The following is a 26185-nucleotide window of genomic DNA, read 5'->3' on the forward strand; positions in this document are numbered from 1 at the left end:
GGATCTAATCATTGGCTCTCCCGCCCTCAGGGGGCAGCCGAAACATAGGAGGCCACATGGACCTTTCGGGTGCGTCAGCCATCGTCACCGGCGGCGCGGGAGGCTTCGGTGAGGCCACGGTGCGGCGGCTCGTCGCGGCCGGCGCCAATGTCGTCGTCGCGGACATGGCGGAGGACCGCGGAAAACTGCTGGCCGACGATCTCGGGAAAAGCGCGCGGTTCGTCCGGACCGACGTGACCAGCGAGGAGTCGGTGCGGGCCGCGCTGGCCGCCGCCACCGAACTCGGCCCGCTGCGCGTCGCCGTCGTCGTGCACGGAGGCCCCGCCGCGGGGGCCAGGATCATCAACCGCCAGGGAGAGCCGTACTCCGTCGACACCTTCCGCCGGACCGTGGAGATCTTCCTGACCGGGACGTACACCGTGCTCAGCCGCGCCGCGGCGGTCATGGCGAAGAACGAACCGCTCGACTCGGACCAACGAGGTGTCGTGATCACGACCGCGAGCATCGCCGGATTCGAGGGGCAGGTCGGCCAGTCCGACTACTCCGCGGCCAAGGGCGGCGTCATCGGGCTGAACCTCACCGCCGCCCGCGACCTCGCCCCCCTGGGCATCCGCGTCATGTGCATCGCGCCGGGCACGTTCTTCACCCCGGCGTACGGCATGGCCGAGGCCGAGGCCCAGGCCAAGTGGGGCCCGACGGTGCCCAACCCCAAGCGCATGGGCCACGCGGACGAGTACGCCCGGCTCGCCCTGCACATCGCGGAGAACGACTATCTCAACGGCGAGGTCATCCGCATCGACGGCGCGCAGAGGTTCAACGTGAAGTAGGTGATACGAGACGGGGCCGATCGGTGAGGGTCCTCACCGATCGGCCCCGTCGTCAGCCGGGGAGACTCACCTGCCCTGCCAGACCGGCGCACGCTTCTCGGCGAACGCCCTCGGCCCCTCCACGGCGTCCAGCGAGCCGGTCACGGTCGCCGTCTCCTTGGCGGTCAGCTCCCACAGCGGAACGTCCGCGGGACGGCCCTCGCCCTGAAAGCCCAGGGCGATCCGCTTGGTGGCCCGGACGGACAGCGGCGCGTTCGACGCGATCCTCTCGGCCAGGGCGACAGCCTCCGCGAGGACCCGGTCCGCCTCGACCACCCGGTTGACGAGATTGAGCTCCAGGGCTCGCTCGGCGGTGATGGGGTCTCCGGTGAGCAGCATCTCCAGAGCGACGCGCATGGGCAGTTGCTGGGTCAGCCGGAAGGCGCCGCCCGCGCCGGCGACGAGCCCGCGCTGCACCTCGGGCAGCCCGAAGGTCGCGCTCCGAGCCGCGACGATGAGGTCACTGGCCAGCGCCAGTTCGGTCCCGCCGCCGATCGCGGCCCCGTTGACCGCGGCGATGGTCGGCTTGCTGATGTAGTGCCCGACGAATCCCGCGAGTCCCCAGGCCTCACGGCCCTCGGGGATGATGCGCTCGCCCCGGGTGATGGCCTTGAGATCCGCGCCGGCGCAGAAGGCCCTGTCTCCGGCACCGGTCAGCACGACGGCCCGTACGTCGTTGTCGTGTTCCGCCTCTTCGAGCGCGTCGCCGACTCCCACGCACACCGCCTGGTTCACCGCGTTACGCGCGTCCGGCCTGTTGATCGTCACGATCAGGACGTGACCCCGCCGTTCGACGAGGACGGCCTGCTCCGCCGACGACTCCTGGGTGGTACTCATGGAAACCTCCTGGGGGCGTGGAACGCGGGCCCGGCGGCCCGCAGGATTATCGTAAGTCTTACCGTAAAGATATACAGGAAGGCTCGCGCCGCGAGACGGGCGGATGGAACCGGCCAGGGGACGGCCTCAGGGGCGACCGAGGGGGCCCGCCCGCGCAGCCCGCCGGAGGCGGCGAGGGTGCCCGTCACGCCCTCGCCGCCTTACCCGGTCCGGCGAGGTCATTCCAGCTTGTCGACGAAGCCCCTCAGCTGCCTGACACTGCGGCACTCGAAGACGCCGTCGCAGTGCTGCGCGTACGCGCCCATCGTCGAGTCACCGGTGTTCCAGGCCGCGGCAGGTTCGGGATTCAACCAGTAGACGTGACCGGCGCGCCGCTGGATCGCCTGGAGCGCCTCGGCGCGCGGCGCGTGGTAGTTCGTCCGGGCATCCCCCAGCACCACCACTGTGCTGCGGCTTGTCACCTGCTGCCCCCAGCGCCTCCAGAACGTCTCGAAGACGTTGCCGTAGTCGGAACGGCCGTCGAGCCATACCCCGCTCCCCGCCGCGTTGATCCGCGCGGCGGCGTCGGCGATGTCCGCGGCCTGGGCGAACACCGCGGTGACCTCGTCGATTCCATCGACGAAGACGAAGGTGCGCACGGCGGCGAACTCCGAGCGCAGGGCGTCGACCAGTTGCAGGGTGAAGGTCGCGAAGGTCGCCACGGAACCGGAGATGTCGGCGATCAGGACCAGTTCCGGCTTGCTGGTGTGCGGCTTGCGGAAGACAGGTTCGGCGGGGACTCCGCCCGTCGACATCGACCGCCGCACCGTGCGGCGGAAGTCCAGGCCACCGCGCCGGTGGTGCTCCCGCCGCCTCGCGAGGCGGCTCGCCAGCTTGCGGGCCAGGGGCTGTACGGTCGCCCGCACCGCGCCGATCTCCCGCTGGGATGCGGTGAGGAAGTCGACGTCCTGAGGCAGCGGCGTGCGCAGCGTACGGGCCACCGCGTCGGCGCCCCGGTCCGCGACGAGCCGCTGCCGGATCTGCGCCTCCACCTCGGCCCGGAGACGACCGACGCCGGCCTCGGCCTGCTCGACCGCGAGACGGCGGCGCAGTGTCGAAGCCGGGCCTTCGTCGTGCTGCCCCTCGTCCCGCCCTTCGGTGAGCAGCCTGGTCAGCAGTGCGTCCTGATCGACCGCGCGCATCGTGCGAAACAGGTAGTACGTACCGGCGACCGGCCGTCCCGGCTCGACCCCCGCGTGCCGGTCGACCAGGATTCCGGCGAGGAACCGCAACGTTGTCATGTCGCCGGACAGCAGGCTTTCGACCAGCAGGTCCAGGATCCGCTCGTGGTCGAGGTCCGCCATCCCCATCCCCGCGTGCCCAACGCCGGCACCACCGTCGCCCCCGCCGCTCGCGTCTCCGTCCGCCGCTCCGTGCTTCTCCTGCCGCGGCGCGCTCACCGGGGCGAAGTACAGGTCGAAGACGGTGTCGAAGGCGTGCTCGTGTTCGTGGTGCTTGACCAGTGCCGCACGGAGCGCGACCTTGATCTCTCCCCGGTCCTCCAGCGAGACGTGCGGCAGTGCCTGGAAGGCGTCGATGCCCTCGCTTAGCGAGATGGGGACGCCGACCGTTCGCAGTTCCGCGATCAGACGCTCGATCGCTGCCAACACGGCGTCACCTCTCGCCTGCCGAGCGGGAATCGGGTGATGCCCGCCACCGTCACGCCAGCCTCCCGAGTTCCTTCTCGGCCAGGGCGATGTCCGACTGGTGTTTGAGCAGCACGTGGAGATGCTCGTTGACGGTCTCCGTGTCGATCACGTCGACGCCCAGCAGGAGCAGGGTGCGGGCCCAGTCCAGGGTCTCGGAGACGGACGGCTTCTTCTTCAGGTCCATGGCGCGCAGCGACCTGACCACCTGGGTGATGCCGGTCGCGAGTTTCTCGGCGATGCCCGGAACCCTGGCCAGCACGATCTCGCGCTCGCGCTCGGCGGACGGGTAGTCGATGTGCAGGTAGAGGCAACGCCGCTTGAGCGCCTCCGACAGCTCCCGGGAGTCGTTCGAGGTGAGGAAGACCTGGGGCAGCCGACGCGCCCTCATCGTGCCCAGCTCGGGAATGGAGACCTGATAGTCGGAGAGGATCTCGAGCAGCAGCGCCTCGATCTCCACGTCGAGCCGGTCCACCTCGTCGATCAGGAGGACCACGTCGTCCTCCGCGCGGATGGCCTCCAGCAGCGGCCGGGTGAGGAGGAAGTCCTCACTGAATATGTCGCTTTCGACAGCATTCCAGTCGGCGCCGCCCCCGGTTCCCGCCGCGGCCTGGATGCGGAGCAGCTGCTTGCGGTAGTCCCATTCGTACAGCGCCTTCGCCTCGTCGAGCCCCTGGTAGCACTGCAGCCGGATGAGCCGCGCGCCGGTCATCGCCGCGACGGACTTCGCGAGCTCGGTCTTGCCGGTGCCGGCCGGCCCTTCGACCAGGATCGGCTTGCCCAGTCCGGCACCGAGGAACACGGTGCCGGCGATCTTCTGGTCGGGGAGGTAGCCCACCTCCCGCAGCCGCCTGGTGACGTCCGTCATGGACGCGAAGGGTTCCATCACCTGTGTCTCTGCCACCGTCGGCCACCTTCTTACTGGATCACTTCGACCGAAGCTTAAATAGTTGAGCATCTATCAAACTATATGCGGCCAAGGTCAGGGTCAACCCGACAAACGGAACGTCCAGGCACCCCTGGGGCTTCCGAAAGAACAAAGATACTTCTAGAATCATCGAATATCGTTTCAGCGCGAGTGGGAGCACAGAGTGAGGGAACTCGTATGGATCTCGATCTGACAGCGGATCAGAAGCTCTTCAGGGCCACCAGCAGGAAGTTCCTGGACAACGAGACCCCCCTGACCAGGGTGCGAGAGTTGTCCGAGGGGACGGATGGTTTCGACCGCGCCTGGTGGGGCCGGGGAGCCGAGCTGGGATGGGCCGCCATGCTCGTCCCGGAGGAGCAGGGCGGCGGGAGCGTCTCCGGGCAGGGCCTGCTCGACCTCACCATCGTCGCCGAGGAGATGGGACGCCTGGTCGCCCCCGGCCCGTTGCTGCCGACGAACGTCGTCATCGCCGGTCTGGTCCACGCCCAGGACGGGCCGGACCATACCGAGGTGATCGAGCGCCTGGCCTCCGGTGAGGCCGTGGCGTCATGGGCCGTCTACGAGCCGGGCTCGGGATGGCAGCCGAGCCGGCCGACCGTCACCGCCCGCCCCAAGGGCGACCACTACGTTCTGGACGGGACGAAGGACCGGGTGGAGGCCGCCGGGCAGGCCGATCTGTTCCTGGTGACGGCGCAGACCGACAACGGTCCACTGCAGTTCCTCCTCGACGCCACCACGCCCGGACTCACCGTCACCTCGTCGATCAGCCTGGACCTCGTCCGCCGCTTCGGCGAGGTCCGCCTCGACGGGGTCGAGGTGTCCAAGGACGCCGTCGTCGGCACCGTCGAGGGAACGCCATTCACCATCGAGCACCAGTCGCAGATCGCGCATGTGCTGCAGTGTGCCGAGACGATCGGGGCCCTCGACCGGGTCTTCGAGTTCACGGTTCAATGGGCCTTCGACCGCTACTCCTTCGGGCGACCGCTCGCCTCGTACCAGGCGCTGAAGCACCGGTTCGCCGACATGAAGGTCTGGCTCGAAGCCTGCCATGCCACCACCGGGGCGGCGGCCCACGCCGTCCAGGAGAACGCCCCCGACGCCGACGAACTGGTCAGCGTCGCCGCGTCCTACGTCGGCGCCCGGTCCGTGGACATCGTGCAGGACTGTGTGCAGATACACGGCGGCATCGGGGTGACCTGGGAACACGATCTGCATCTGTACCTACGCCGGGTCACGGTGAACCAGGCACTGTACGGCACACCGGAAGAACACCGCCGCAGGATCGCCGACCTCCTCAAGGTCTGAAAGGGAAGCCGAAATGACCGAACAGTCGCAAGCTGTGGAAGACGCCGAGTCGTTCCGACTCCGGGCTCGCGCCTGGCTCAAGGAGAACATGCCCCCCGCGCCGGAGGCGTCGGACACCTCGGAGTGGGGTGACGACGACGCGGAGTGGCTGCGGGCCCGCGAGCTGCAGAAGATGCTGTACGCCGGAGGCTTCGCGGGGATCTGCTTCCCCAGGGAGTATGGAGGGCTGGGGCTGACCCCGGCACACCAGAAGGCGTTCAACGAGGAGTCCCGCGGCTACGAGATGCCGCTGTTGCTGAACATTCCCACCTTCTCCATCTGCGCTCCCACGATCCTCGACATGGGAAGCGAGGAGCAGAAGCGCGAACGCATCTCCGCCGCCATCCGGGGCGACGAGATCCTGGTGCAGTTCCTCAGCGAGCCCCGAGGCGGCTCCGACCTGGCGGGACTAATCACCCGGGCGACCCGCGACGGCGACGTGTGGGTGCTGAACGGGGCGAAGACCTGGAGCACGAGCGCCTACGCGGCCGACTACGCGCTCTGCCTGGCCCGGACCGACTGGGACGCGCCCAAGCACCGGGGCCTGACCATGTTCCTGATGAAGGTCGACCAGCCGGGCGTCACCCTGCGCCGGATCAAGATGGTCAACGGCTCCACGGAGTTCTGCGAGGAGTTCTTCGACAACGTCATCCTGCCGGCCGACTCGGTGGTGGGTGAGGTGAACGGGGGCTGGGCGGTCGCCTCCCAGCAGCTCTTCCACGAGCGCACGGCTGTGGGCGGAGGTTCCCCATACGTCAGCGGGGAGGGGCGCACCAGCCTGGCGGGGCCGAGCTTCGACTTCGTGGACCTGGCACGGAGGACGGGACGGACCGACGACGTCCGGGTCCGCGAGCTGATCGGCGAGGCCAGGGCCATGCAGCGGGTGCAGGATCAACTCATCGCCCGCGTCACCTCGGGCATAACCCGGGGACATCTGCCCGGTCCGGCGGCGTCGATCATCCGGCTGTTCCACGCGGAGGCCGACTGGAAGAACACCGACATCGGCCTGCAGATCTCCGGTTCCGCCGCGGTGACCGGCGCGCCGGGCGAAGCGGGACCGTTCCGTTACGGGCAGCACTTCCTGTCGCGCCAGTCGAGCAGCCTCGGTGGCGGGAGCACGGAGATGTCACGGAACATCATCAGTGAGCGCCTGCTCGACATGCCTCGCGAACACGCGGCCGACCGTGACATGCCGTTCAGCCAGGTGCCACAGGGTCGTTCCTGATCCGCCGCGTCCGCGCGTCGGGACCGGCCCCAGGTTGGGGCCGGTCCCGACCTGGGGCACCTGAGATCGGCGGGGCTAGCGGGGGATCCGCAGCGCGACGAAAGCGCCGCTCAGCGCCGCCGTTCCGGCAAGGAGGAAGACCAGCACGAACGCCTGGCCACGGGGCAGGATGTCGACGCCGACGGTCATGGTCACGCTGGACAGGACGGCTCCCACGACCGCGCTGCACAGGGACGTGCCGACCGAGCGCATCAGCGTGTTGAGGCTGTTCGCCGAGGCCGTCTCGGTCTCCGGTACGGACTGCATGATGAGGGAGGGCATGGCCGAGTAGGCCAGCGCCGTACCAGCGCCGACGAGCGTCGTGGCCACCATGATCTGCCACACCTGGTGGAAGGCCGCCGCGTAGACGCAATATCCCACCGCCATCACCGACGCGCCGGCCAGCAGCGAGAACCTGGGGCCGCGCCTGTTGGACAGGCGTGCCGAGACGGGTGAGAAGACCACCATCGCGAGGCCGCTCGGCATCATCAGCAGACCGCACATGACGAGTGACGCCCCATGGCCGTAGCCCGTCGAGAGCGGGGCCTGGAGCAACTGGCCCGTGGCCAGGAAACCCGCGTACATGGCGAAGCCGATCAGAGCCGCCGCGATGTTGGTCAGCAGGACCGGCCGCCGGACCGAGACCCGCAGGTTGACCAGCGGGTGCACGGCACGGAGCTGGTGCAGGCTCCAGAACGGCAGGAAGACGAACGCGGCCGCGAACAGTCCGAGCGTGATCGGGCTCGTCCATCCCCACGACTGGCCGCGGGAGACGGCGATCAGCAGGCACAGCAACGCGACGATCAGGCCGATCGCCCCGCCGACGTCGAACCGGCCGCCGGAGCGCAGCCCTGACCGGCTCACGAAGCGGCTGATCAGCAGCAGGTCGAGGAGCCCCAGGAGCGCCACCCCGACGAACATCGTCTGCCAGTTGGTGTACTCGATCACCAGCGCCGACATGGGCAGGCCGACCGCTCCTCCCAGGCCGAGCGTCGTGCTCATGAACCCGACGGCGGCGACGACCCGGTCGGGGGGCAGCACGTCTCGCATGATGCTGATGCCCAGCGGGATGACCGCCATGGAGGCCCCCTGGAGTATCCGGCCCACCAGGATCGCGGCGAAGGTGCCGCCGGTCACGGCCAGCAGGGATCCGGTCACCAGCAGGCACATGCTGATCATGAGCATCCGCCGCTTGCCGTACATGTCGCCGAGGCGGCCGAGCAGCGGGGTTCCCACCGCCCCGGACAGCAGGGTGGAGGTCACCAGCCAGGACGCCGCCTCCGGGGAGATGCCCAGCAGAGTGGGCAGCCAGGGAAGCACCGGCACGATGATGGTCTGTACGAGGGCGGCGGCGATGCCGCAGAAGGCCAGTACGGCCAGGATCGGCCCGGAACTCGCGGGGGGCGCGGGGGCCGCGGCCGGGGGGTGCGGGGGGTGCAATCGACCTCCGGAACGGGAAGCGGGGTGACCTGGGCTCTTCGTGCTGCTGCCGCTCCGTGAGGGTGCCTTGTCGGTCCGTTCACGAGGCCGGCGAGGCGTCACCCGGGTCCCGGGTGACGCCTCGCCGTACGGTCAGGACTCGAACGGATCGTTCTCGATGGTCTCGGTCGTGAAGAAGTACGGCGCGCCGTAGCAGTCCTCGGGGTTGGCCGCCAGCATGGTCGGCCGGATCCGGTTGGTGCGAATGCCCTTACGGTTCAGCCAGCTCTCCGCCGAGTCGAGGTCCACCACCCTGAACGTGATGCCGTAGATCATGTTGCCCCACCTGGCGACGTGCCGGCCGAGGTCGGAGTCCTGGTCCAACGGCTCGGCGAGCTGCAGGAGACAGTCGCCGAGCTGCACGATCTCGTACCGGGACTGGGTCTCGTCGTCGATCCCCTTGGCCACCGAAATCGCCTGGATCTTGTTGACGTAGGTGTCCACCGCGCTGTCGAGGTCCTTGACGCCGAGCGTGATGTGGGCGAGCCGCTTGATGGTGAGCGGGTGCCCGTACTCCCACATCTTCACCTGTGACGACCAGGTCTCCAGCTGCCGGGGATCGTTCAGCATGTCGATCCTGCAGAGCTCCACCATCAGCCCGGACATGTCCCGGGGGCTGGGGTAGAAGTAGAGCGTCTCCGGGTCCATCTCCTGGATCTTCCCGCCACCGGGGGCGCCGATGTACACGCCCTGCTCGATCATGCGGTTGCCCAGACCGACCAGGTCGTCGACCTTGTAGCCGACGGAGTGCAGGTGCTGCCCGAACTTCGAGTAGAACTTGCCGACCGGCTTGGCCGAGTCGACGGGGAAGTTCGGCGCCATCGTCTCGATGCACAGGTCACTGATCATGATCAGGCCGGCCCACCGGTCCTCGTTCTCCAGCCAGTTGGGCTCATCCACGCCCAGGTAGATCAGGCCGCCGAACACCTCCTCGTAGAACCTGTTCAGGGTCGGCACGTCATCGGTCATGTGAACCGAGTGGATCATGAGCCCGATACCGTAGTCACCGGTCTTCTTGACTGCTCTCTCCACGGGGGTCTCCTCTTGTCGTTATTGGGCGGACGTGCTGCGCCAACGGCTCACCATCGACGTCAGCCGTCGTAGGAGTAGAAGCCTCGGCCGGCCTTGCGGCCCAGCCAGCCGAGCCGGACGTACTGCTTGAGCAGCGTGGGCGGGAAGTATCTGGGGTCCTTGTACTCCTCGTACATCGAGGCCGCCATGTCGTGCACGATGTCCAGGCCGATGAGGTCACTGAGCGCGAAGGGCCCCATCGGGTGGTTGAACCCGAGTCTGATGACGGAGTCGATGGATTCCATGTCCGCCACGCCGCGCTCGAAGGCGCGAATCGCGTCCAGCAAATACGGAACGATCAGTAGGTTGCCCACGAAACCGGGTACGTCATTGACGATCACCGGTTCCTTGCCCAGCTCAACGGCGAACCGGCGAATCGTCTCCACGGTCTCGTCCAGGGTCACCGGCGTCCGAATCACCTCGACCAGTTTCATGGCCGGCACCGGATTGAAGAAATGCAGCCCGACCACCTGCTCCGGGCGGCTCGTCGCCCCAGCCAGGATCACCAGCGGGATGGTCGACGTATTGGAGGCGATCAACGTTTCCGCCGGCACCAGCCTGTCGATCTCACCGAGCAACTTCCGCTTCAACTCGACGTCCTCGAAAACCGCGTCGACCACGAGGTCGGACCGCGTGACCGAGCCCAGGTCGGCGGTGATCGTCACTCGGCCGAGCGCCTCGGCCACCTGGGCCTCGGTGATCTTGCCCCGGGCCGCCGTCCGGGCGAATCCGGCCTCCAGCCGCTGGAACGCCGCCTTCGCGTCGGCCTCGGTCTGCTCGACACCGATCACCTCCAGCCCGGTCTGGGCGGCGACCTGCATGATGCCCGCCCCCATCGTGCCGACGCCGATCACGCCGATGCTCTTGATCTGCACGCTCTGTCTCCTGTCGTGGGTGTGTCGGAACTGTTCGGCTCTGCTCCGTGCTCCGCGCCGGTCGTCAACGGTCTCCGACCTGGCAGCCGTCACGAGCGCCCGCGGTCGATCTCCTGCGACAGCTGCGGCAGTACCGCGTGCAGGTCCCCCACGACACCAAAATCGGCGAGCTCGAAGATCGGCGCGTCCGGGTCCTTGTTCACCACGACGACGGTCTTCGAGGTCTGCATGCCGGCCCGGTGCTGGATCGCCCCCGAGATTCCGGCCGCGATGTAGAGCTGGGGAGAGACCGTCTTGCCGGTCTGACCGATCTGATGGTTGTGCGAATACCACCCGGAGTCCACCGCCGCCCGGGACGCGCCGACCGCGGCACCGAGCTGGTCGGCCACCCGTTCGATGAGCTGGAACGCCTCCGCGCCACCGAGGCCGCGACCTCCGGAGACGATGATGGAGGCATCGGTCAGCTCCGGGCGGCCGGAGGCGTCCCTGGTGGTACGAGAGGTGATCCGCGCGGTCCGCGCGAGATCGGAGAACTCGACCTTCACCTCCTCCACCCGCGGGTCCACCGGCTCCTCCTCCGGGGTGACCGCGTTGGGCTTGACCGCGATCACCGGGACGCCCTCCCCCAGGTGGGACCGTACGACGTAGGAGGCCGCGAAGACCGACTGCACGGCGACCGGCCGGCCGTCGTCGCCGACCTCGACGTCGACGGCGTCGGTGACGATGCCCGAGCCGAGCCTGATGGCCAGCCGCGCCGCGATGTCCTTGCCGTCCTGGGTCGCGCCGACCAGCACGCCCCCGAGTTCGCCGGCGGACTGGAGACGCCCGGCGATCCCCGCCAGCGCCTCCAGCTCCGGCACCACCGGGTGCTCCCGCACGGCGGGGTCGTCGACGAGGTACACCGTCGCCGCGCCGAACCTGCCCAGTTGCTCGACCACCGCCGGATCAGGAGGACCGAAGAGCACCGCCGCCGGCCGGCCGAACCGACGGGCCAGGGTCAGCAACTCCAGCGTGGACTTGCGGATCCCGCCGTCGACCGCGTCAACGAGAACGAGAACGTCTGACATGTGCCCTCCTCAGATGAACTTCTGCGCGGTGAGAAAGCCGGCCAGCGCCGTTCCCCCGTCACCTTCGTCGACGACCCGCGGACCGGCCTGGCGGGGCGGACGCTTGGTGGCCGACAGGACCGCCGATCGCCCGGCTGCGAGGCCCACCCGCTCCGCCGGCACCTCCAGCTCGGCCAGTGACCAGGTCTCCACGGGCTTCTTCTTCGCGGCCATGATCCCCTTGAACGAGGGGTACCTCGCCTCTCCGCTGCGGTCGGTGACGCTCACCACCGCGGGCAGCGGAGCCACCACGTTCTCCACCGCGACGTCGGTCTCGCGTTCGATCTCCAGGTTCTCCCCCTGGAGGGTCAGCAGGCGGGCGTAGGTCAGCTGGGGGGTCCCCAACCGCTCGGCCAGCAGCGCGGGCATCACACCCATCCCGGCGTCGGTCGACGCCATCCCACAGAGCACCAGGTCGTATCCCAGCTTGCGCAGGGCCGCGGCCAGGACCAGGGAGGTGGCGACGACGTCCGAGCCGTGCAGCGCGTCGTCCATGATGTGCACGGCTCTGTTACCGCCCATCGCCAGGGCCTTGCGCAGCGCGCCGACGGCCTCGGCGGGCCCCATGGTGAGGTAGGTGACCTCCGCGTCACCTACCGACTCGGCGAGCCGCAGTGCCTGCTCGGCGGCGTATTCGTCCAACTCGGAGAGCAGGCCGTCAACAGCCGCCCGGTCCACTGTGCCGTCGTCGGCGAACCCCACGTCTCCGGTGAGATCAGGTGTGTATTTGACGAGCGTGACTATTTTCAGCACGGCGGTCTACTCCTTCGCATGACCCTGAATCCCCGATCGGGGAGCGGGCGACGTGCGGCTCCGTCGAAACCTCGTGCCGGTTCGAACGCATCCTGACGGTCGGCGACTCCAGAGCCGGGTTCAGTCAAAGGGCGGGTGACGGTCACGCCTGCGTGCGAGACGGACACGACCGCACCTGCCGGTTCGCCGGATCCCGCTCCCCCGAGCCTGCCGGGAGCGGATCCGTTGACCGGTTATGCATGTCACCCTTTTAAGCTATTAGACATTTATGAATCTATCGAACGATAATGCTAGGGTCAACCCGGAACGCCTGCCACATGCGCGCGACTCCCACGATAGTTCCAAACATGGTAAACGATCTAATATCGAGGGCTGCCTGGAGGCATCACCATGACCCTTGCTTCGAATCCCCGCCCGGAAGCCGCCTCCGAGGTCGCGTCGTTGTACATCGGGGGCGCCTGGCGGTCTTCGGCCTCCGGCCGGACGTTCGCCGTCCACGATCCAGCGACGGGCGCGTTGATCCGTGACGTCGCCGCGGGCGATGCCGAGGACGCCGCCGCCGCCGTGACCGCCGCCGCGGAGGCGTTTCCCACCTGGTCGGCCCGTACCGCCCACGAACGCTCGGCCTACCTTTACCAGGCACACCGGCTGATGCTGGAACGCTCGGAGCACCTCGCGAAGCTGATGACGGCCGAGCAGGGCAAACCACTGCGTGCCGCCCGCACGGAGGTCAAGTACGCCGCGGACTTCCTGATCTGGTTCGCCGAGGAGGCGAAGCGACTGTACGGGCAGACCATTCCGTCCGCGCGAGCCGACCAGCGCTTCCTGGTGATGCGGCAGCCGGTCGGCGTGGTCGGTGCGATCACCCCGTGGAACTATCCGATCTCCATGATCACACGCAAGGTCGCCCCGGCGCTGGCCGCCGGTTGCACGATCGTGCTGAAGCCGGCGGAGCAGACCCCGCTCTGCGCGATCGAGGTGTTCCGGATCCTCGACGAGATCGGCCTGCCCGCCGGGGTCGCCAATCTCGTCACCGCCGACGATCCCGCTCCGGTGGGCGAGGTCTTCCTGACCGACCGGAGCGTGCGGAAACTGACCTTCACCGGCTCGACGGAGGTGGGCAAGCTGCTCGCCCGCCGTGCGGCCGACCAGATGAAGAGGGTCTCGCTGGAACTCGGCGGGCACGCGCCGTTCATCGTCTTCGAGGACGCCGATCCCGCGCACGCCGCCAAGGGCGCGGCCCTCGTGAAGTTCCTCAACACCGGTCAGGCCTGCATCTGCCCCAACCGTCTGTTCGTCCACCGCTCGATGAAGGACCGGTTCGTCGAGGTGCTGCGGGACAGGGTCTCCGCGATGCGGGCGGGCTCGGGCTTCACCGAAGGGGTCGGCATCGGTCCGCTGATCGACGAGACCGCCTACAAGCGGATGGCGAGGCAGGTCACCGACGCCCTCGCCAAGGGCGCCCGCCTGGTCACGGGTGGGCAGCGACTGGAGGGGGAGACGGTCGACGGCGGCTACTTCTTCGCTCCCACCATCCTGACCGAGGTCACCCCGGAGATGGACATCTATCGGGAGGAGACCTTCGGGCCCATCGCCCCGGTCATCGTCTTCGACGACGAGCGGGAGGTGATCGCGATGGCGAACGACACCGACTACGGGCTCGCCTCCTACGTCTACACCCGGGACCTCAGCCGGGCGTTGCGGGTCTCCGAGGCACTGCGGTTCGGCATCGTCGGCATCAACGACATCAACCCGACGTCGGCCTCGGCTCCGTTCGGCGGAATGAAGGAAAGCGGTCTCGGCCGGGAGGGCGCGCAGGAGGGGATCGCCGAATACCTGGAGACCAAACTGGTGGGCATCAGCATCTGACCCCGGCCCCTACCTCGCCCCGCCCCCGGTCAGGGGACGGGGCGAGTTGCTCAACCGGCCAGGAACCTCATGGCCACCTCCATGCCTCGGGGGTCGGTCAGCGTGGAGAAGTGGTCGGCACCTGGCAGTACGCGCACCCGGGCGTGCGGGATCACGGCGCCGAGACGCTCGGGAACGCCCACCGGATCCCGGTCACCGACGAGGAACAGCACCGGGCACGCCACCGCGCGGAGCGACTCTTCGGTGAGCGGCTCGACCCGGCGCCGTAGGAACGTCGCGAGCGCCGCGGGATCGTTCCCCTCGGCCCGCGCCATCCTGTGAAAGAGCCGCGCGGTGACGTCCGCCGGGTCGGCGGTGTCCGTCTCCACCGCCTCGACCAGCGCCGACACGTCCTGCTCGCGCATCACCGAGTCACCCACGCCCATCAGGACCAGGCATCCGAACCTGATGTCCGCCCGGGCCGCGAGGTGCAGCAGCACCGCGGCCCCGGCTGAGAACCCCATGGCGTCGACGACCGGATGACCTGTGACGGCGGCACTCACCCGGTCCTCCACATCGCGGTAGTCGGCCGGATCGGTCGAACGGCCGGCGAGGCCGTGTCCGGGGAGGTCCACCCCGACGACCTCCCGTCCCTCGTCCGCCAGCACGTCCGCCCATCCGGTCCGCCGCCATCCGTGTTCGAACGACGAGGCGAATCCGTGGACCAGCAGTACGGGGGGTGGGCTCATCTCTTCCTCCACTGTGCTCCACCACCGGAGGTTTGACGTCCACTGGCGGTCACGGCTAGATTCATCAATAGATTTATGGCTATCGAACAACTTACTATCGGGTGGTGCAAGGTGGCCAGCAGGATCGACGAGAACGCCGGCGAGACCCGCGAGGAGACACTCCCGCCGTCCTCGCTGGAGGTGACCGAGTGGTGGGATACCGAGCTACGCGGAAGTGACCCGCTGTGCTTCCCCGGTTATGCCGACGCGCTGAGGAAGGCGACAGACGAATCAGTGCGTACCGGGCTGGCAAGGATCGGTGGCCTGCGGGTGGCCCTGATCGAAAGCCGGTACGAGAACTTCGGCGGCACGATGGGCGCCGCCGCGGGTGAGAAGATCGCGCGAGCCTTTCGCCGGGCCACCGAGCTTCGCCTGCCCGTGGTCGCGATGACCAGCACCGGTGGAGCGCGCCTGCAGGAAGGCATGGTCGCGCTCATCCAGATGGGCCGTACCACTTCGGCGCGCTGCGCCCACGCCGCCGCCGGCCTGCTGACCGCGGTCGTCTACCACTCCCCGACGACCGGTGGCGTCTACGCGTCCTGGGGCTCGCTTGCCGACATCCGCGCGGCGTCCGCGGGCGCCGTACTGGGTTTCGGCGGCCCCCGGGTGGTGCAGCAGGTCACCGGGCAGCTGCCGCCGGCCGTCTCGCACACCGCCGAGTCCGCCTACGCGAGCGGGCTGGTGGACGCCGTCGTCCGGCCTGAGGACGAACTCGCCTGGCTGGAGGCGGTGATGGGGGTTCGCGACCGGCCGCTCCGCCTGGAACGGGGACGTCCCACACCGGCGGCGTCCACCGGCTCGTCCACCGGCGGTGGATGGCAGACCCTTCTCACCGCCCGCCGACGCAGGCGCCCGTCAGGACTGGAGTGGGCCTCGGCGCTCTGCTCGTCCTGGGTCGACCTACACGGCGTCGACCCGGTGATCCGAGCCGGCCTGGCGACCATCGGCGGCCGGCGCGCCGTCGTCGTGGCGATGGACCGGCACGCCTGGGCGGACGGTGCGGCACGGCCGAGCCCCGATGGTTACCGGCTCGCGCAACGCGCCATCGCCCTGGCCGAGCAGCTCGGCCTTCCGCTGCTCACCCTGGTCGACACTCCCGGCGCCGAGCCTGGACCGCGCTCGGAGTCCGACGGCATCGCGGCCGAGATCGCCCGGACGCTGCGTGCCCTGTCCCAGACCCGTGGCGTGACCGTCTCGGTGTGCGTCGGCGAAGGGGGCAGCGGTGGCGCCATTGCTCTCGCCTACACCGATCGCACCTTCATCCTCGACGGCGCGGTGTTCTCGGTGATCGGGCCGGAGGCCGCCGGCGCGGTGCTGATGCGGGACGCGAACCGCGCCCCCGAGATGGCGGACGCGCTGTGGATCACCGGACCGGAACTGCGGCGTCTGGGCATCGTCGACGGCCTGCTGCCCGATGGGGCGGAGTCGGTCCACGCCGTGCGCGAGGCGGTGCTGCACGCCTTCGACTCCGCCGATCCCGGCGACCGTGACGTGCGCAGCGACCGCGCCACCCATCCCTGGCTGCGGACGGCGGGCTGACCGCCCTCCCTCGCCCCACCTGAACCGTTCGACGAATCGAAGGAGACACCCTTGACCCGCAGAGCGCTGCTCCTCGTCCACACCAACGCCGCGAGCCCCGACCAGGAGGCGGACTTCAACACCTGGTATGACCAGGTGCACGTTCCGCAACTGCTGGAGCGCGTCCCCGGGATCGTCAGGGCGACCCGGTTCGTGGCCTCTCCGGAAGGACCGCCGACCGCGGAGCACCACCTGGCGATCTACGAGATCGAGGCCGACGATCCCTCCGCCGTCCTGCGGGCCATCGACAGGGCCGCGGCCGAGGGCCGGCTCGACTTCACCCCGGCGATGGACACCACCAGGCCGCCGGTGATGGCACTGTACGAACTCGCCCCGTCTGCTGGAAGCACCGATCACGCATGTGGTCAGGCGGTCCGGCGCTAGAGTGATGCGGTCTTAGAGATCACTTGGGCGTCGGATCGTCTACCGGGGCGATACCTCGTGGCATCGGACGACACTGGATGAAGGATATTGAGATGAGCTCGGACGATCCCGTTCTTCTAGACGAGCCCGCGCCCGGCGTGCGATTGATCACCTTGAACCGGCCTCAGGTCCGCAACGCCATGACCACCGAGGTGACCGCCGCCTGGACGGAGGCCATCGCGGAGGTCGCCGAGGACGACACCGTCCGGGCACTCGTCGTCACCGGGGCCGGCAGTTCCTTCTGCTCCGGAGCCGATCTCTCCTGGCTCGACCAGGGAGCGTCCACCGACACCACGCCGACCAAGATGCGCGATCGGATGCTGCCGTTCTATCGCACCTGGCTCTCTCCCAGAGAGTTGCCCTTCCCGGTGATCGCCGCAATCAACGGGCCCGCCGTCGGCGCCGGGCTGTGTGCCGCGCTCGCCTGCGACCTGCGGTACGCGAGCACGTCAGCCCGGTTCAGCGCCCCCTTCATCTACCTCGGGACGCACGGCGGGATGGCGGCCACCTGGTTGCTCCCCGAGGCGGTCGGGGTGCCGCGCGCCCGCGAACTGCTCTACACCGGTCGTGAACTGAACGCGGAGGAGGCGCTTGAGTGGGGACTCGTCTCCGGGGTGGCGGACGACGTGCTCGATCACTCCCTCAAGATGGCTCAGCACATCGCGACGGCGGCGCCCATCGCCACCCGCCTCACGAAGGCGGGCCTGGAGCAGTCCGCCAACGGACTGGCCGCGTCGCTCCAGTGGGAGGCACTCGCCCAGCCGGTGACCCTGGCCACCTCCGACGTCCATGAGGGGATCCAGTCCAAGCGTGAACGCCGTCCCCCTGCCTTCACCGGCAACTAGCCCCTCCCCCTTCCCACCGGTGCCACGATCATGCACACGTGTGAACATGCGGTAAATTTAAAAATTTGCCGTGTCCCATCCCGGTAGGCCGGACAGAATACTGCGGTATTTTTAGAACTAGATAGCAATGGAGGCCGCCCACAGGAGAGGAAGGAACGCCGTGCTGACCCCACAGACCACAGCGCCGAGTTCTCCGACCGAGATCTTCAAAGCACTTGGAGATCCCGTTCGCTGGAAGATCATCCGTCAGATGGCGGACGTGGACGAACTGGCCTGCAGCACACTTGAGGACACACTTCCCGTGTCCAAGCCGACGATCTCGTATCACACCAAGATCCTGATCCAGGCCGGACTGGTCGATGTCCGCAAGGAAGGACGCAACTACTACTACACGCTGCGTCGGAACGTGCTGCACGACCTCATGGACGAGATGTGGAATCTCGCACCCGCGCCCCGCCCCGTGCGGGAGGGAAAGATCGACCATGAGTCGGAGATCACCAAGCGGCGGCGAGCGACCAAGCGGCAGCTCGCCTCAGAGAGAGGCGAGCCCGCGGAACGGGACTTCGTCCTGCTGACGTGGTGATCGCTCCTCGGGACCGGCCGGCTGACGGGATGTCACCGAATCCAGCCGATCGGCCCCGGTCGGCGCGCGAGCGGACCTGCCGGATCAACGGTTCGCCGCGCGCTTTTCGATCTCACAGCCAGGGCCTACCGGATCCGGCTCCCTCTGGCCGACCTCACCGTTCGCCGAGCCTCCGTCAGCTCTCCAGGGCCAACGTGGCCGTACCCGGAGTGAGCGTGTGCCCCTCCTGGTCCTGGATACGCAGGTCGAGATCCACGTAGCGCCTGCCGCCCTCCTCGCGCACGGCGGTGACGGTGCCGGACACGGTCAGCGTCATCCCCTTGGTGTTGGCACCGCGAAACTGGCACGACAGGCTGACGACGGTGGCCTCCTCCCCCATCCAGTCCCGCAGGACATTGTGCAGATACGCCCACTGGAGATTGCCCATCCCGAAGGCCGAGGGATACCCGGCCGCACGACCGGCCTCGTCGTCCATGTGGATCGGCACGAACTCATCGTTGACGGCGGCATAACGGTTCCAGACCGGGAATCCGGTCTCCCGCGAGAACGACGGGATCTCCTGACCGACCTTGACCTGCGCGACAGCTATCGGATTCGTCATTGCTCGTTGTCCTTCAGTAGCGGATGAGGGTGTTGCGGTTGCGCTTGACGAGCACTCCGTCGGCTCGGGTCCAGGTGTCCTCGGTGACGGTCATGAGCATCAGCCCCAGCCGCCCCTCTCGTTCCGAGTAGGACTCCAGCCGGTTGACACTCGTGATCACATCGCCGGGTCTGATCCGCTCGCCGTACTCGGCGGTCATCCCCCCGTTGAGCATGAACTTCAGCCCCGGCCCCTCGATGCCCAGGAGGAGTTCCGTCCGGTCGGGATCGTTGGGATCGGCGTCGGCAGTAGCTCCGGAGGCCCAGATCTCGGCGCACATCCAGGCGAAGGGATTGAAATCCTCCGGAGCGACGATGCCTCCGTGCCGCGTGCCCGCCGCGTATGCCACGTCCCAGAAGAGTCGCGGGGGCTGCTCCGGCCAGTAGACGGCCGAAGCCCAGCGCCGGATGTCGGACTCGGAGACTGCGAAGCTGACTCGGCGCCCCAGTTCGGAACCGACAGCGGCCCGCATCGGCTCCGAGATTGCGGTCCCTGGCACATGTGCCTCCATGTTGCGTTGAACTTATTTTTCGATGATTGTAGAACTACCGAACCACTTGCTCCCCGTCAAGCATCCATCCGGTGCCAGGCACCGCGCCCGCCGGACATGCGATCTCCCTCCCGGCCCCAGACGACAGAATCGTCCGAGCACGCCGATCCGTGGGAGTGACGGCAGTTCAGATCATCGCCGCCCAGAGTTTCGAGGGTGGAGTCCCCGCAGCGACCCTGCCGCCGCCGACTCGTGATCCGGCCCCATTGACCGTGGGGCCAAATTTTACTTACCCTACTTATAGATTCAATGTTAGCGAAACATGGAAGTTTTGCTGGCTCGGAGGGTGACCGTGAAAGCTCAGACCAGCACCGTGGTCGACCGTGAAGCTCTGACCCGCTTGCTGAAGCCGCAGACCATCGCCGTCGTCGGCCTCAACAACGCATCCGGCTCTCACGAACGCATCTATCCGGCCCTCGGCGGCGACACCGAGGTCTTCTTCGTCAATCCCGACCAGGACACCGTGCTCGGGTGTCACACCTACCCGAACCTATCGTCAATCGGCCGCCCGATAGATGTCGTCATGTCGATGCTCGCGACCGAGGGCACCACCGCGCTGCTGAAGGAGGCCGGCCGGCTCGACGTCGGAGGACTGGTCTCCGTCGCGGGCGGCTGTGCAGGCACAGCCGCGCGGATCCGCCTGACGGAAGCCGCCAGGAGCGGTGGCCTCCCGCTCATCGGCCCCGCGAGCCGCGGATTCGTCAATGTCCCTCAGCGAATCAGCCTCACCCTCGCCGACTCCTGCCGGCGCCGCCCGGGCGGGGTCTCGGTCGTGTCACAGAGCGGTGCGCTGCTCGGCCGGAGCTGGAGAATGGCCCTGGACCGCTCCGGATGTGGCTTCAACCTGCTGATCAGTACCGGCAAAGAGGATGTCACGGACCTCGCCGACTACCTCGGGTTCCTGGCGACCGACCCTGACACGCACGCCATCGGCCTGGTGGTTCGGAAGATCCGCAGGCCCGACGCGTTCTTCGCCGCGGCCCGCCGTGCCGCCGGCTCCGGCAAGCCGATCGTGATGCTCAAGCTCGACCGTGGTGTCAGGTCATCGCGGGCGGGATCGGATCCGGCCGAGAACGTGTGGATGTACGACATCGCGATGCGTCAAGCCGGAATCACCGTGGTGACCTCCCCCGAGGAACTCGCGGACCGCCTGGCGACCCTCGAACAGCCGGGGCACGACGGGAGCCGCGGGTCAGGCGCGGTCACCATGAACGGCGGTCTCCCCCGCCGCGTGGCCGACCACATCTGGTCGGACTCGGCGGCAGTGCTGCCGGCCGGTCTCGGCTCCCCTGCCCACGGCACCGCTCCCGGCCCGTCCGTGGTGAGTGCCTGGGACGCCGCTCGCCCGGGTGGCCTGCTGGGGGCCATACCGAGAAAGAGGAATGCGATCCGGTGTGCCCCGCACGACCTCGGGGCGTTCTCCCGTGACCGCGAGGCCTCCGGGTGGGAGATGCCTGTCACCTCGACCACCCTGCCCCGCCCGGACGTGACGACCACGTCCCTGCCCGGCGGGCAGATGCTCCCGTTCGCGTCCACCATGGAGATGCTGAGCGCGGCCGGGATCCCGGTCGCGCCCTATCACCTGGTGCGGGCTGACGAGGACCCGGTGGCCGTGCGGTTCCGCTTTCCCGGGCCGTATCTGGTGCGACTCGCCGAAACCGGGTACCGGCAGGTGCAGGACACGGTCCGCTCCGACGTTCCCTCCGCGGACCTCACCGACGCCATCGGCGATCTGCGGGCGCTGGCCGTGCGGCGCGGCATGTCGCCGCTCGTCGTGGTGCAGCCGCAACTGGAGATCCTCGGTGAGGCCTTCATCGGCATGCTGCCCGGCAGCGATCTCGGCCCACTGGTCGTCTTCGGCCCCGGCGGCATCTTCAACGAGGTTCCGCAGCAGGTCGGCGGCCGTATGGCACCGCTGAGCCCGGGGGACGCCCGATCCCTCATCGCGGAGTTCGCCGACGCCACGATGATGCACAACGCGCACGACACCTGGCGGGGACGGGAGGCTCTGGCGGGCATCCTGATGGCCGCGGGAAGACTGGCCACGGCGGCCAGGGAATGGATGCGTTCCTGCGACATCAACTCGCTGGTCTACAGCAGATCCGGCTTCATGGCCGTCGACGCGTTCTGCCTCATCAGGGACGAGACGATCCGCTCCTGAACCTGGAGGTCACGCAGGCGAGCCGGCCCCGGACAGCCGGCTCGCCCTCCTCCGTCGCCGGATTCAGGAACGGCCGGGCACACCACCGCTTGGGCGCGCAGCGCCGGTGACACGGCGCAACAACCCCTCCTGTGCCACCGAGGCGACGAGGCGGCCGGAGAGGTCGTACATCTCTCCGCGAACGAGCGCGCGCCCGCCACCCGCGGTCGGCCCCTCGTTGTCGTAGAGAAGCCACTCGTCGGCTCGGAACCGCCGGTGGAACCACATGGCGTGATCAAGGCTGGCCATCATCACCTCACCCCGCAGCGGGGAGAGCCCGGACGGGGGCAGTGCGGCCGCCAGCAGGCTGAGATCGGACATGTAGGCCAGCGCGCATGCGTGCACGAGCCGGTCGTCGGGCAGATCGCCGTCCGCCCGGAACCAGTTGCGCTGGCGGGGAGATCTGGGATCGGCGTCGAACGAGCCGGTCTCGACCCACCTCACGTCCACCGGGAAGGCGCTCATCACGCGATCGTGATCCGCCCCCTCCCCATAGGGGTCCCGCCGGGCCGCGCCCTCGGCCGGCACGCCTCCGAGATCCGTACCGGTGAGCGGTGTGATCTGGTGCTCCGGGCCGTCCTCGGGAATGTGGAACGAGGCGGACAGGCTGAAGATCACCTCACCGTCCTGAATGGCGGCGACGCGCCGGGTCGTGAACGAGCGGCCGTCGCGCGTCCGCTCCACCCGGTACACGATGGGGATCCTCGGGTCACCGGCGAGCACGAAGTACGCGTGCAGCGAGTGCACCGGGCGGTCCGGCGGAACCGTGCGCCCGGCCGCGGCCAGAGCCTGGGCGATCACCTGTCCGCCGAACACCCGGACGCTGTCCAAGTCCTTGCTCACTCCCCGGAACAGGTCACGGTCGACGCGCTCCAGATCGAGCAGTTCGACCAGCCCGCTGGCGGGCCGGAGAACCGGCTTCGAGCTCCCACCCGGCCGATCACCGGTGAGCGCCCGTGCGGGGTCGAAACCGCTGCCGGGACCATCCTCCGTACCTCGCAGCACCCTTGCGTCGGCCGTCATGACACGGACCCGAGCAGCATGTGTTTACCTGACCTTCCCGCGGAACGTGCTCCGCGCGCCACCGGCGGGCCTCGTACGCCTCGATGCCACCGCGACGTCGCCGTGACGAGACTTTCCCACCGGCCCCGAACCCTTTGTAGTCAATAATACGGTATTACTTACCGTAAAGACATCCGGCATGATGGTCAACGCCCCGCCGTTCGCGGACGCCCGACGCACGGCAGTTCCTCAGGCCATCGCCCGGACACCGGCTCCCGCGCCTGCGTACCGGCCGGTCGACACGGCGACCAGCGGGTCGCCTCAGCGGAACCGGCTCAGGCGAAAGTCGCGATCACCCACGCCGAGGCGGGCACCTAGCCGGTCCCTTGCTTTTCGCAAGGGATACGGTAACCCTTATGAGAGCGGTCGGCGCTCGACGCTGACACTTGACTCTGTGACCGAAGTGGAGGGGCAATGGCCCTGGCGATCACTGACGAGCACCGCACGCTGGCCGAGGTCGCGCGCGCGTTCCTCGCCGACCAGGACGCGCGTGCGGCGGCACGGCAACGGCTTGACGAGACCCGGGAGACACCGCCGCCGTACTGGAAGCAACTGTCGGAGCTCGGCTGGCTCGGCCTGCACATTCCCGAGGAGTACGGCGGGCAGGGCTACGGCGTGCCCGAGCTCGCCGTCATCCTTGAGGAGTTCGGACGGGTGGTGGCGCCCGGCCCCTTCCTGCCCACCGTGCTGGCGTCCGGTGTCATCGCGACCGCCGGGACCGCTGAGACGCGCCGGCGGCTGTTGCCCTCGCTGACCGACGGATCGCGGACCGCGGCACTCGGCCTGGGAGGCGCCCTGGCCCGGGACACCGGCGGCACGGTGAGCGGGGACGCAGGTCAGGTGCTGGGCGGCGGTCTCCCCGGCGCCCTGCTGGTGCTGCCCGTCGACGACGACCTGGTCATCGTCGACTCCGACGCTCCCGGCGTGCGAGTGGTGCCGCTCGACGGAGTCGACCCCACCCGCCCGACCGCCGCGGTTCACCTCGACGGCGTCGCGATGGACGACGGACGCGTTCTGCCCGGCGCGCGCGCGACGGCGCTGCGGCTGGCCCGCGCGCTGACGGCCGCGGAGGCCGCGGGCATCGCCCACGCCTGCGTCGAGATGGCGACCGAGTACGCGAAGGTACGCGTCCAGTTCGGGCGCACGATCGGCACCTTCCAGGCGGTGAAGCACCACTGCGCCAACATGCTGGTGAGCGCGGAACTGGCCACCGCCGTCGCGTGGGACGCCGCCCGCGCCTTCGGAGCCCAGGAGCAGTCGGCGCTGGCGTCCGCGGTCGCCGCGTCGACGGCCCTCGACGCGGCGGTCCGCAACGCGCAGACGAACATCCAGCTGCACGGCGGCATCGGCTTCACCTGGGAGCACGACGCCCATCTCTACCTCCGGCGTGCCGTCGCGTCGGCCGCCCTCTTCGGGCCGGTCTCCGCGGCGGAGGACGAGATCGTTCGGCTGTCCCAGGCCGGCCTGCTCCGTGACTACAGCCTCGACCTGCCTTCGGAGGCGGAGACGTACCGCGCCGACGCACGTGACTTCGCGCAGCGTTACGCGGCCCTGCCCGAGAGCGAACGGCGTACCGCGCTCGTCGACTCCGGCTATCTCGTACCGCACTGGCCGAAGCCCTGGGGCCGGGCGGCCGGCGCGGTCGAGCAGCTGGTGATCGAGGAGGAGCTCGCCGGCGTCGAGATCCCGAACCTGGGCATCGGCGGCTGGGTGACGCTCACGCTTGCCCAGCAGGGCAACCCCGAGCAGGTCGAGCGCTGGATCCGGCCGAGCCTGCTGGGTGAGCTGCAGTGGTGTCAGCTCTTCAGCGAGCCCGGTGCCGGCTCCGACGCGGCCGCGGTCCAGGCCAAGGCGACGCGGGTCGAGGGCGGCTGGCGGATCACTGGCCAGAAGGTGTGGACCAGCGGGGCGCAGAACTGCAACCGGGGTCTCGCCACCGTGCGCACCGACTCCCACGCTGCAAAACACCGTGGCATCACCACCGTGGTCATCGACATGGACGCCCCCGGCGTCGAGGTGCGACCACTACGGGAGATCACCGGCGAGGCGCTGTTCAACGAGGTGTTCTTCGACGACGTGTTCGTCCCCGACGCCGATGTGGTCGGCGAGGTCAACCAGGGCTGGACGGTGGCGCGCGCGACGCTGGGCAACGAGCGCGTGACCATCGGCGGCGGCAGCCGCGAAGGTCTCTCCGCGCACGACCTGCTGCCCCTGCTCAACCGGCACACGCCGGGTGACGTGACCAACGAGCGCGCCACCGCGCAGCTCGTCGCCGAGGAGCAGGCGATGCGGTTGCTCAACCTCCGCCAGGCGGCCCGGGCCGTCGCCGGTGGCGCCCCCGGCCCGGAGGGCAACATCACCAAGCTGCTCTCCGCCGAGCACGCCCAGCGCGTCACGGAACTCGGCCTCCGTATCGCCGGTGCCGCCGTCGTGGGCGGCGGCGAGCCCGAGGTGCTCTTCGAGTACCTCTTCGACCGGTGCCTCACCATCGCCGGCGGCACCTCGGAGATCGGGCGCAACGTCATCGCCGAGCGCCTGCTCAACCTGCCGCGCGACCCGATGCTGTCATGACCGAGGCCGGCGGGGACACGGGGGTACGGCCGGGGTGGGCGGCGAACGGCGACGTAGGGCTCCACTACATCGCGGGCGGATCGGACGACTCCGCGGGCGGAGCGGTACTGGTCATCCCGGGGTTCGGTGAGCGCGCCGAGGAGTACGCCTGGCTGCTCGACGCGCTCAGCCCGCGACGGGCCGTGGCCGTCGACCTCCGCGGGCGAGGCCGCAGCGACGCGCCCCCGACCGGATACGGCTGGGAGGAGCACCTCGCGGATCTCGAGGCGATCGTCGACGCGGCGGGGCTGGACGAATTCACGATCGTCGGGATCTCACGCGGGGCCGGCTACGGCCTCGGCTACGCGCTGCGCCATCCCGGGCGCGTCAGGGGGTTCCTGGTCGGCGACTACTGGGCCCGGCACGCGGCCCTGCCGGAAACCTGGCCCGACCAGGCACTCACCTCGTCCCTTCGGGGCACGCCCCTGGCCGAGCGGGTGCCGGCCCACGTCGTGCGCGGGCTCCAGCGTGACGCTGTCGAGATATCACTGTGGGAGCAGCTCATCGAACTGCGCGGCCCCGTCGTCGTGGTACGAGGCACCCGGCGCGGGGTGCTCGTCGACGACGCGACGGTCGAGCGCTACCGGCGGTCGCTGCCGCACGTGGAGATCCACACACTCGATGGATCGGGCCATGACCTGTGGAGCCACGATCCCGCTCCGCTGCTGCGGCTCGTGCGATCCACCCTCGATCGCTCCGATGCCCTCTAGGTCCTGTCCTGCAGATCTTGCCGTGGCGAGGATCGGTCAGGCGGCGTCTCGCAAGGCGGAGGAGGGAGCCGCAGCGTGCTGCGGTGACCGACGACAACGCGGCGAGGCGCCGCCTGACCGACCGCAGTAGGCAAAAGATC

Annotated in this window: 23 protein-coding genes; 11 read left to right on the forward strand and 12 right to left on the reverse strand. The window is 68.9% G+C overall.

The window, feature by feature from the left end; all coding sequences use genetic code 11:
- The first annotated feature begins 56 nt into the window (after window positions 1-56).
- Window positions 57-827, forward strand: coding sequence for an SDR family NAD(P)-dependent oxidoreductase (locus ACWD3H_RS22485; protein ID WP_451956347.1), 771 nt, complete (start codon window positions 57-59; stop codon window positions 825-827).
- Between the two features lie 66 nt (window positions 828-893).
- Here ACWD3H_RS22485 and ACWD3H_RS22490 read toward each other — a convergent pair whose 3' ends face one another.
- The 3 genes from ACWD3H_RS22490 to ACWD3H_RS22500 form a co-directional block, all read right to left on the reverse strand.
- Window positions 894-1703, reverse strand: a complete 810-nt coding sequence (locus tag ACWD3H_RS22490; protein WP_451956348.1) for a crotonase/enoyl-CoA hydratase family protein — start codon at window positions 1701-1703, stop codon at window positions 894-896.
- Between the two features lie 218 nt (window positions 1704-1921).
- The gene (locus ACWD3H_RS22495) at window positions 1922-3352 is read right to left on the reverse strand and encodes a VWA domain-containing protein (RefSeq protein ID WP_451956349.1); all 1431 of its coding nucleotides are present in this window, start codon (window positions 3350-3352) and stop codon (window positions 1922-1924) included.
- Between the two features lie 49 nt (window positions 3353-3401).
- Window positions 3402-4292 (reverse strand): AAA family ATPase, encoded by an 891-nt coding sequence (locus ACWD3H_RS22500; protein WP_451956350.1) that lies wholly within the window; start codon window positions 4290-4292, stop codon window positions 3402-3404.
- A 201-nt stretch (window positions 4293-4493) separates the two neighbouring features.
- Between ACWD3H_RS22500 and ACWD3H_RS22505 the strand changes: the two genes are divergently transcribed.
- Together ACWD3H_RS22505 and ACWD3H_RS22510 are read left to right on the forward strand one after the other, a co-directional pair.
- Window positions 4494-5621 carry an acyl-CoA dehydrogenase family protein gene (locus ACWD3H_RS22505; protein WP_451956351.1) on the forward strand — a complete coding sequence of 376 codons (1128 nt, stop codon included), beginning with the start codon at window positions 4494-4496 and terminating at the stop codon, window positions 5619-5621.
- Window positions 5622-5634: 13 nt separating this feature from the next.
- On the forward strand, window positions 5635-6885 hold the full coding sequence (locus ACWD3H_RS22510; RefSeq protein WP_451956352.1) for an acyl-CoA dehydrogenase family protein: 1251 nt from the start codon (window positions 5635-5637) through the stop codon (window positions 6883-6885).
- A 75-nt stretch (window positions 6886-6960) separates the two neighbouring features.
- On the opposite strand, the gene ACWD3H_RS22515 is transcribed toward ACWD3H_RS22510, so the two are convergent.
- The 5 genes from ACWD3H_RS22515 to ACWD3H_RS22535 form a co-directional block, all read right to left on the reverse strand.
- Complete coding sequence (locus ACWD3H_RS22515) at window positions 6961-8364, reverse strand: MFS transporter (protein WP_451956353.1); 1404 nt, start codon at window positions 8362-8364, stop codon at window positions 6961-6963.
- 132 nt (window positions 8365-8496) lie between these two features.
- Window positions 8497-9435, reverse strand: a complete 939-nt coding sequence (locus ACWD3H_RS22520; RefSeq protein WP_451956354.1) for a hypothetical protein — start codon at window positions 9433-9435, stop codon at window positions 8497-8499.
- A 59-nt stretch (window positions 9436-9494) separates the two neighbouring features.
- On the reverse strand, window positions 9495-10349 hold the full coding sequence (locus ACWD3H_RS22525; protein WP_451956355.1) for a 3-hydroxyacyl-CoA dehydrogenase family protein: 855 nt from the start codon (window positions 10347-10349) through the stop codon (window positions 9495-9497).
- An 89-nt stretch (window positions 10350-10438) separates the two neighbouring features.
- A complete protein-coding gene (locus ACWD3H_RS22530; RefSeq protein WP_451956356.1) occupies window positions 10439-11416 on the reverse strand; it encodes an electron transfer flavoprotein subunit alpha/FixB family protein in 978 nt (325 codons plus the stop codon).
- 9 nt (window positions 11417-11425) lie between these two features.
- Window positions 11426-12208 carry an electron transfer flavoprotein subunit beta/FixA family protein gene (locus ACWD3H_RS22535; RefSeq protein ID WP_451956357.1) on the reverse strand — a complete coding sequence of 261 codons (783 nt, stop codon included), beginning with the start codon at window positions 12206-12208 and terminating at the stop codon, window positions 11426-11428.
- A gap of 390 nt (window positions 12209-12598) precedes the next feature.
- Between ACWD3H_RS22535 and ACWD3H_RS22540 the strand changes: the two genes are divergently transcribed.
- Entirely contained in the window at window positions 12599-14077 is a 1479-nt protein-coding gene (locus ACWD3H_RS22540) for an NAD-dependent succinate-semialdehyde dehydrogenase (RefSeq protein ID WP_451956358.1), read from the forward strand.
- A gap of 50 nt (window positions 14078-14127) precedes the next feature.
- On the opposite strand, the gene ACWD3H_RS22545 is transcribed toward ACWD3H_RS22540, so the two are convergent.
- Window positions 14128-14805, reverse strand: coding sequence for an alpha/beta fold hydrolase (locus tag ACWD3H_RS22545; protein WP_451956359.1), 678 nt, complete (start codon window positions 14803-14805; stop codon window positions 14128-14130).
- Window positions 14806-14916: 111 nt separating this feature from the next.
- On the opposite strand from ACWD3H_RS22545, the gene ACWD3H_RS22550 reads away from it, so the two are divergent.
- From ACWD3H_RS22550 to ACWD3H_RS22565, 4 genes are all read left to right on the forward strand, one after another.
- Window positions 14917-16383: a carboxyl transferase domain-containing protein gene (locus tag ACWD3H_RS22550; RefSeq protein ID WP_451956360.1), complete on the forward strand. Its 1467-nt coding sequence runs from the start codon at window positions 14917-14919 to the stop codon at window positions 16381-16383.
- Window positions 16384-16434: 51 nt separating this feature from the next.
- Window positions 16435-16806 carry a hypothetical protein gene (locus ACWD3H_RS22555; protein ID WP_451956361.1) on the forward strand — a complete coding sequence of 124 codons (372 nt, stop codon included), beginning with the start codon at window positions 16435-16437 and terminating at the stop codon, window positions 16804-16806.
- A 92-nt stretch (window positions 16807-16898) separates the two neighbouring features.
- Entirely contained in the window at window positions 16899-17690 is a 792-nt protein-coding gene (locus tag ACWD3H_RS22560; protein ID WP_451956362.1) for an enoyl-CoA hydratase/isomerase family protein, read from the forward strand.
- 127 nt (window positions 17691-17817) lie between these two features.
- Window positions 17818-18273 carry an ArsR/SmtB family transcription factor gene (locus tag ACWD3H_RS22565; protein WP_451956363.1) on the forward strand — a complete coding sequence of 152 codons (456 nt, stop codon included), beginning with the start codon at window positions 17818-17820 and terminating at the stop codon, window positions 18271-18273.
- Window positions 18274-18448: 175 nt separating this feature from the next.
- On the opposite strand, the gene ACWD3H_RS22570 is transcribed toward ACWD3H_RS22565, so the two are convergent.
- Window positions 18449-18874, reverse strand: coding sequence for a hypothetical protein (locus ACWD3H_RS22570; protein WP_451956364.1), 426 nt, complete (start codon window positions 18872-18874; stop codon window positions 18449-18451).
- 13 nt (window positions 18875-18887) lie between these two features.
- A complete protein-coding gene (locus ACWD3H_RS22575; RefSeq protein WP_451956365.1) occupies window positions 18888-19412 on the reverse strand; it encodes an FAS1-like dehydratase domain-containing protein in 525 nt (174 codons plus the stop codon).
- Window positions 19413-19755: 343 nt separating this feature from the next.
- Between ACWD3H_RS22575 and ACWD3H_RS22580 the strand changes: the two genes are divergently transcribed.
- Window positions 19756-21624, forward strand: a complete 1869-nt coding sequence (locus ACWD3H_RS22580) for an acetate--CoA ligase family protein (protein WP_451956366.1) — start codon at window positions 19756-19758, stop codon at window positions 21622-21624.
- Between the two features lie 63 nt (window positions 21625-21687).
- Here ACWD3H_RS22580 and ACWD3H_RS22585 read toward each other — a convergent pair whose 3' ends face one another.
- Window positions 21688-22686: an acyl-CoA thioesterase gene (locus ACWD3H_RS22585; protein WP_451956367.1), complete on the reverse strand. Its 999-nt coding sequence runs from the start codon at window positions 22684-22686 to the stop codon at window positions 21688-21690.
- Between the two features lie 453 nt (window positions 22687-23139).
- Between ACWD3H_RS22585 and ACWD3H_RS22590 the strand changes: the two genes are divergently transcribed.
- Together ACWD3H_RS22590 and ACWD3H_RS22595 are read left to right on the forward strand one after the other, a co-directional pair.
- Window positions 23140-25296 (forward strand): acyl-CoA dehydrogenase, encoded by a 2157-nt coding sequence (locus ACWD3H_RS22590; protein ID WP_451956368.1) that lies wholly within the window; start codon window positions 23140-23142, stop codon window positions 25294-25296.
- Entirely contained in the window at window positions 25293-26045 is a 753-nt protein-coding gene (locus ACWD3H_RS22595; protein WP_451956369.1) for an alpha/beta fold hydrolase, read from the forward strand. The genes ACWD3H_RS22590 and ACWD3H_RS22595 overlap by 4 nt, the downstream gene beginning before the upstream one ends.
- Window positions 26046-26185 lie beyond the last annotated feature (140 nt).

This window comes from Streptosporangium sp. NPDC002607 (genome assembly GCF_053592655.1).

Excerpts from the sequence above, each read along its gene's own strand:
- ACWD3H_RS22510 (WP_451956352.1), top strand. The coding sequence starts at position 5,635 with ATGACCGAACAGTCGCAAGCTGTGGAAGACGCCGAGTCGTTCCGACTC.
- ACWD3H_RS22540 (WP_451956358.1), top strand. The coding sequence starts at position 12,599 with ATGACCCTTGCTTCGAATCCCCGCCCGGAAGCCGCCTCCGAGGTCGCG.
- ACWD3H_RS22565 (WP_451956363.1), top strand. The coding sequence starts at position 17,818 with ATGGAGGCCGCCCACAGGAGAGGAAGGAACGCCGTGCTGACCCCACAG.
- ACWD3H_RS22570 (WP_451956364.1), bottom strand. The coding sequence starts at position 18,874 with ATGACGAATCCGATAGCTGTCGCGCAGGTCAAGGTCGGTCAGGAGATC.
- ACWD3H_RS22505 (WP_451956351.1), top strand. The coding sequence starts at position 4,494 with ATGGATCTCGATCTGACAGCGGATCAGAAGCTCTTCAGGGCCACCAGC.
- ACWD3H_RS22490 (WP_451956348.1), bottom strand. The coding sequence starts at position 1,703 with ATGAGTACCACCCAGGAGTCGTCGGCGGAGCAGGCCGTCCTCGTCGAA.
- ACWD3H_RS22545 (WP_451956359.1), bottom strand. The coding sequence starts at position 14,805 with ATGAGCCCACCCCCCGTACTGCTGGTCCACGGATTCGCCTCGTCGTTC.
- ACWD3H_RS22595 (WP_451956369.1), top strand. The coding sequence starts at position 25,293 with ATGACCGAGGCCGGCGGGGACACGGGGGTACGGCCGGGGTGGGCGGCG.
- ACWD3H_RS22485 (WP_451956347.1), top strand. The coding sequence starts at position 57 with ATGGACCTTTCGGGTGCGTCAGCCATCGTCACCGGCGGCGCGGGAGGC.
- ACWD3H_RS22585 (WP_451956367.1), bottom strand. The coding sequence starts at position 22,686 with ATGACGGCCGACGCAAGGGTGCTGCGAGGTACGGAGGATGGTCCCGGC.
- ACWD3H_RS22560 (WP_451956362.1), top strand. The coding sequence starts at position 16,899 with ATGAGCTCGGACGATCCCGTTCTTCTAGACGAGCCCGCGCCCGGCGTG.
- ACWD3H_RS22590 (WP_451956368.1), top strand. The coding sequence starts at position 23,140 with ATGGCCCTGGCGATCACTGACGAGCACCGCACGCTGGCCGAGGTCGCG.
- ACWD3H_RS22530 (WP_451956356.1), bottom strand. The coding sequence starts at position 11,416 with ATGTCAGACGTTCTCGTTCTCGTTGACGCGGTCGACGGCGGGATCCGC.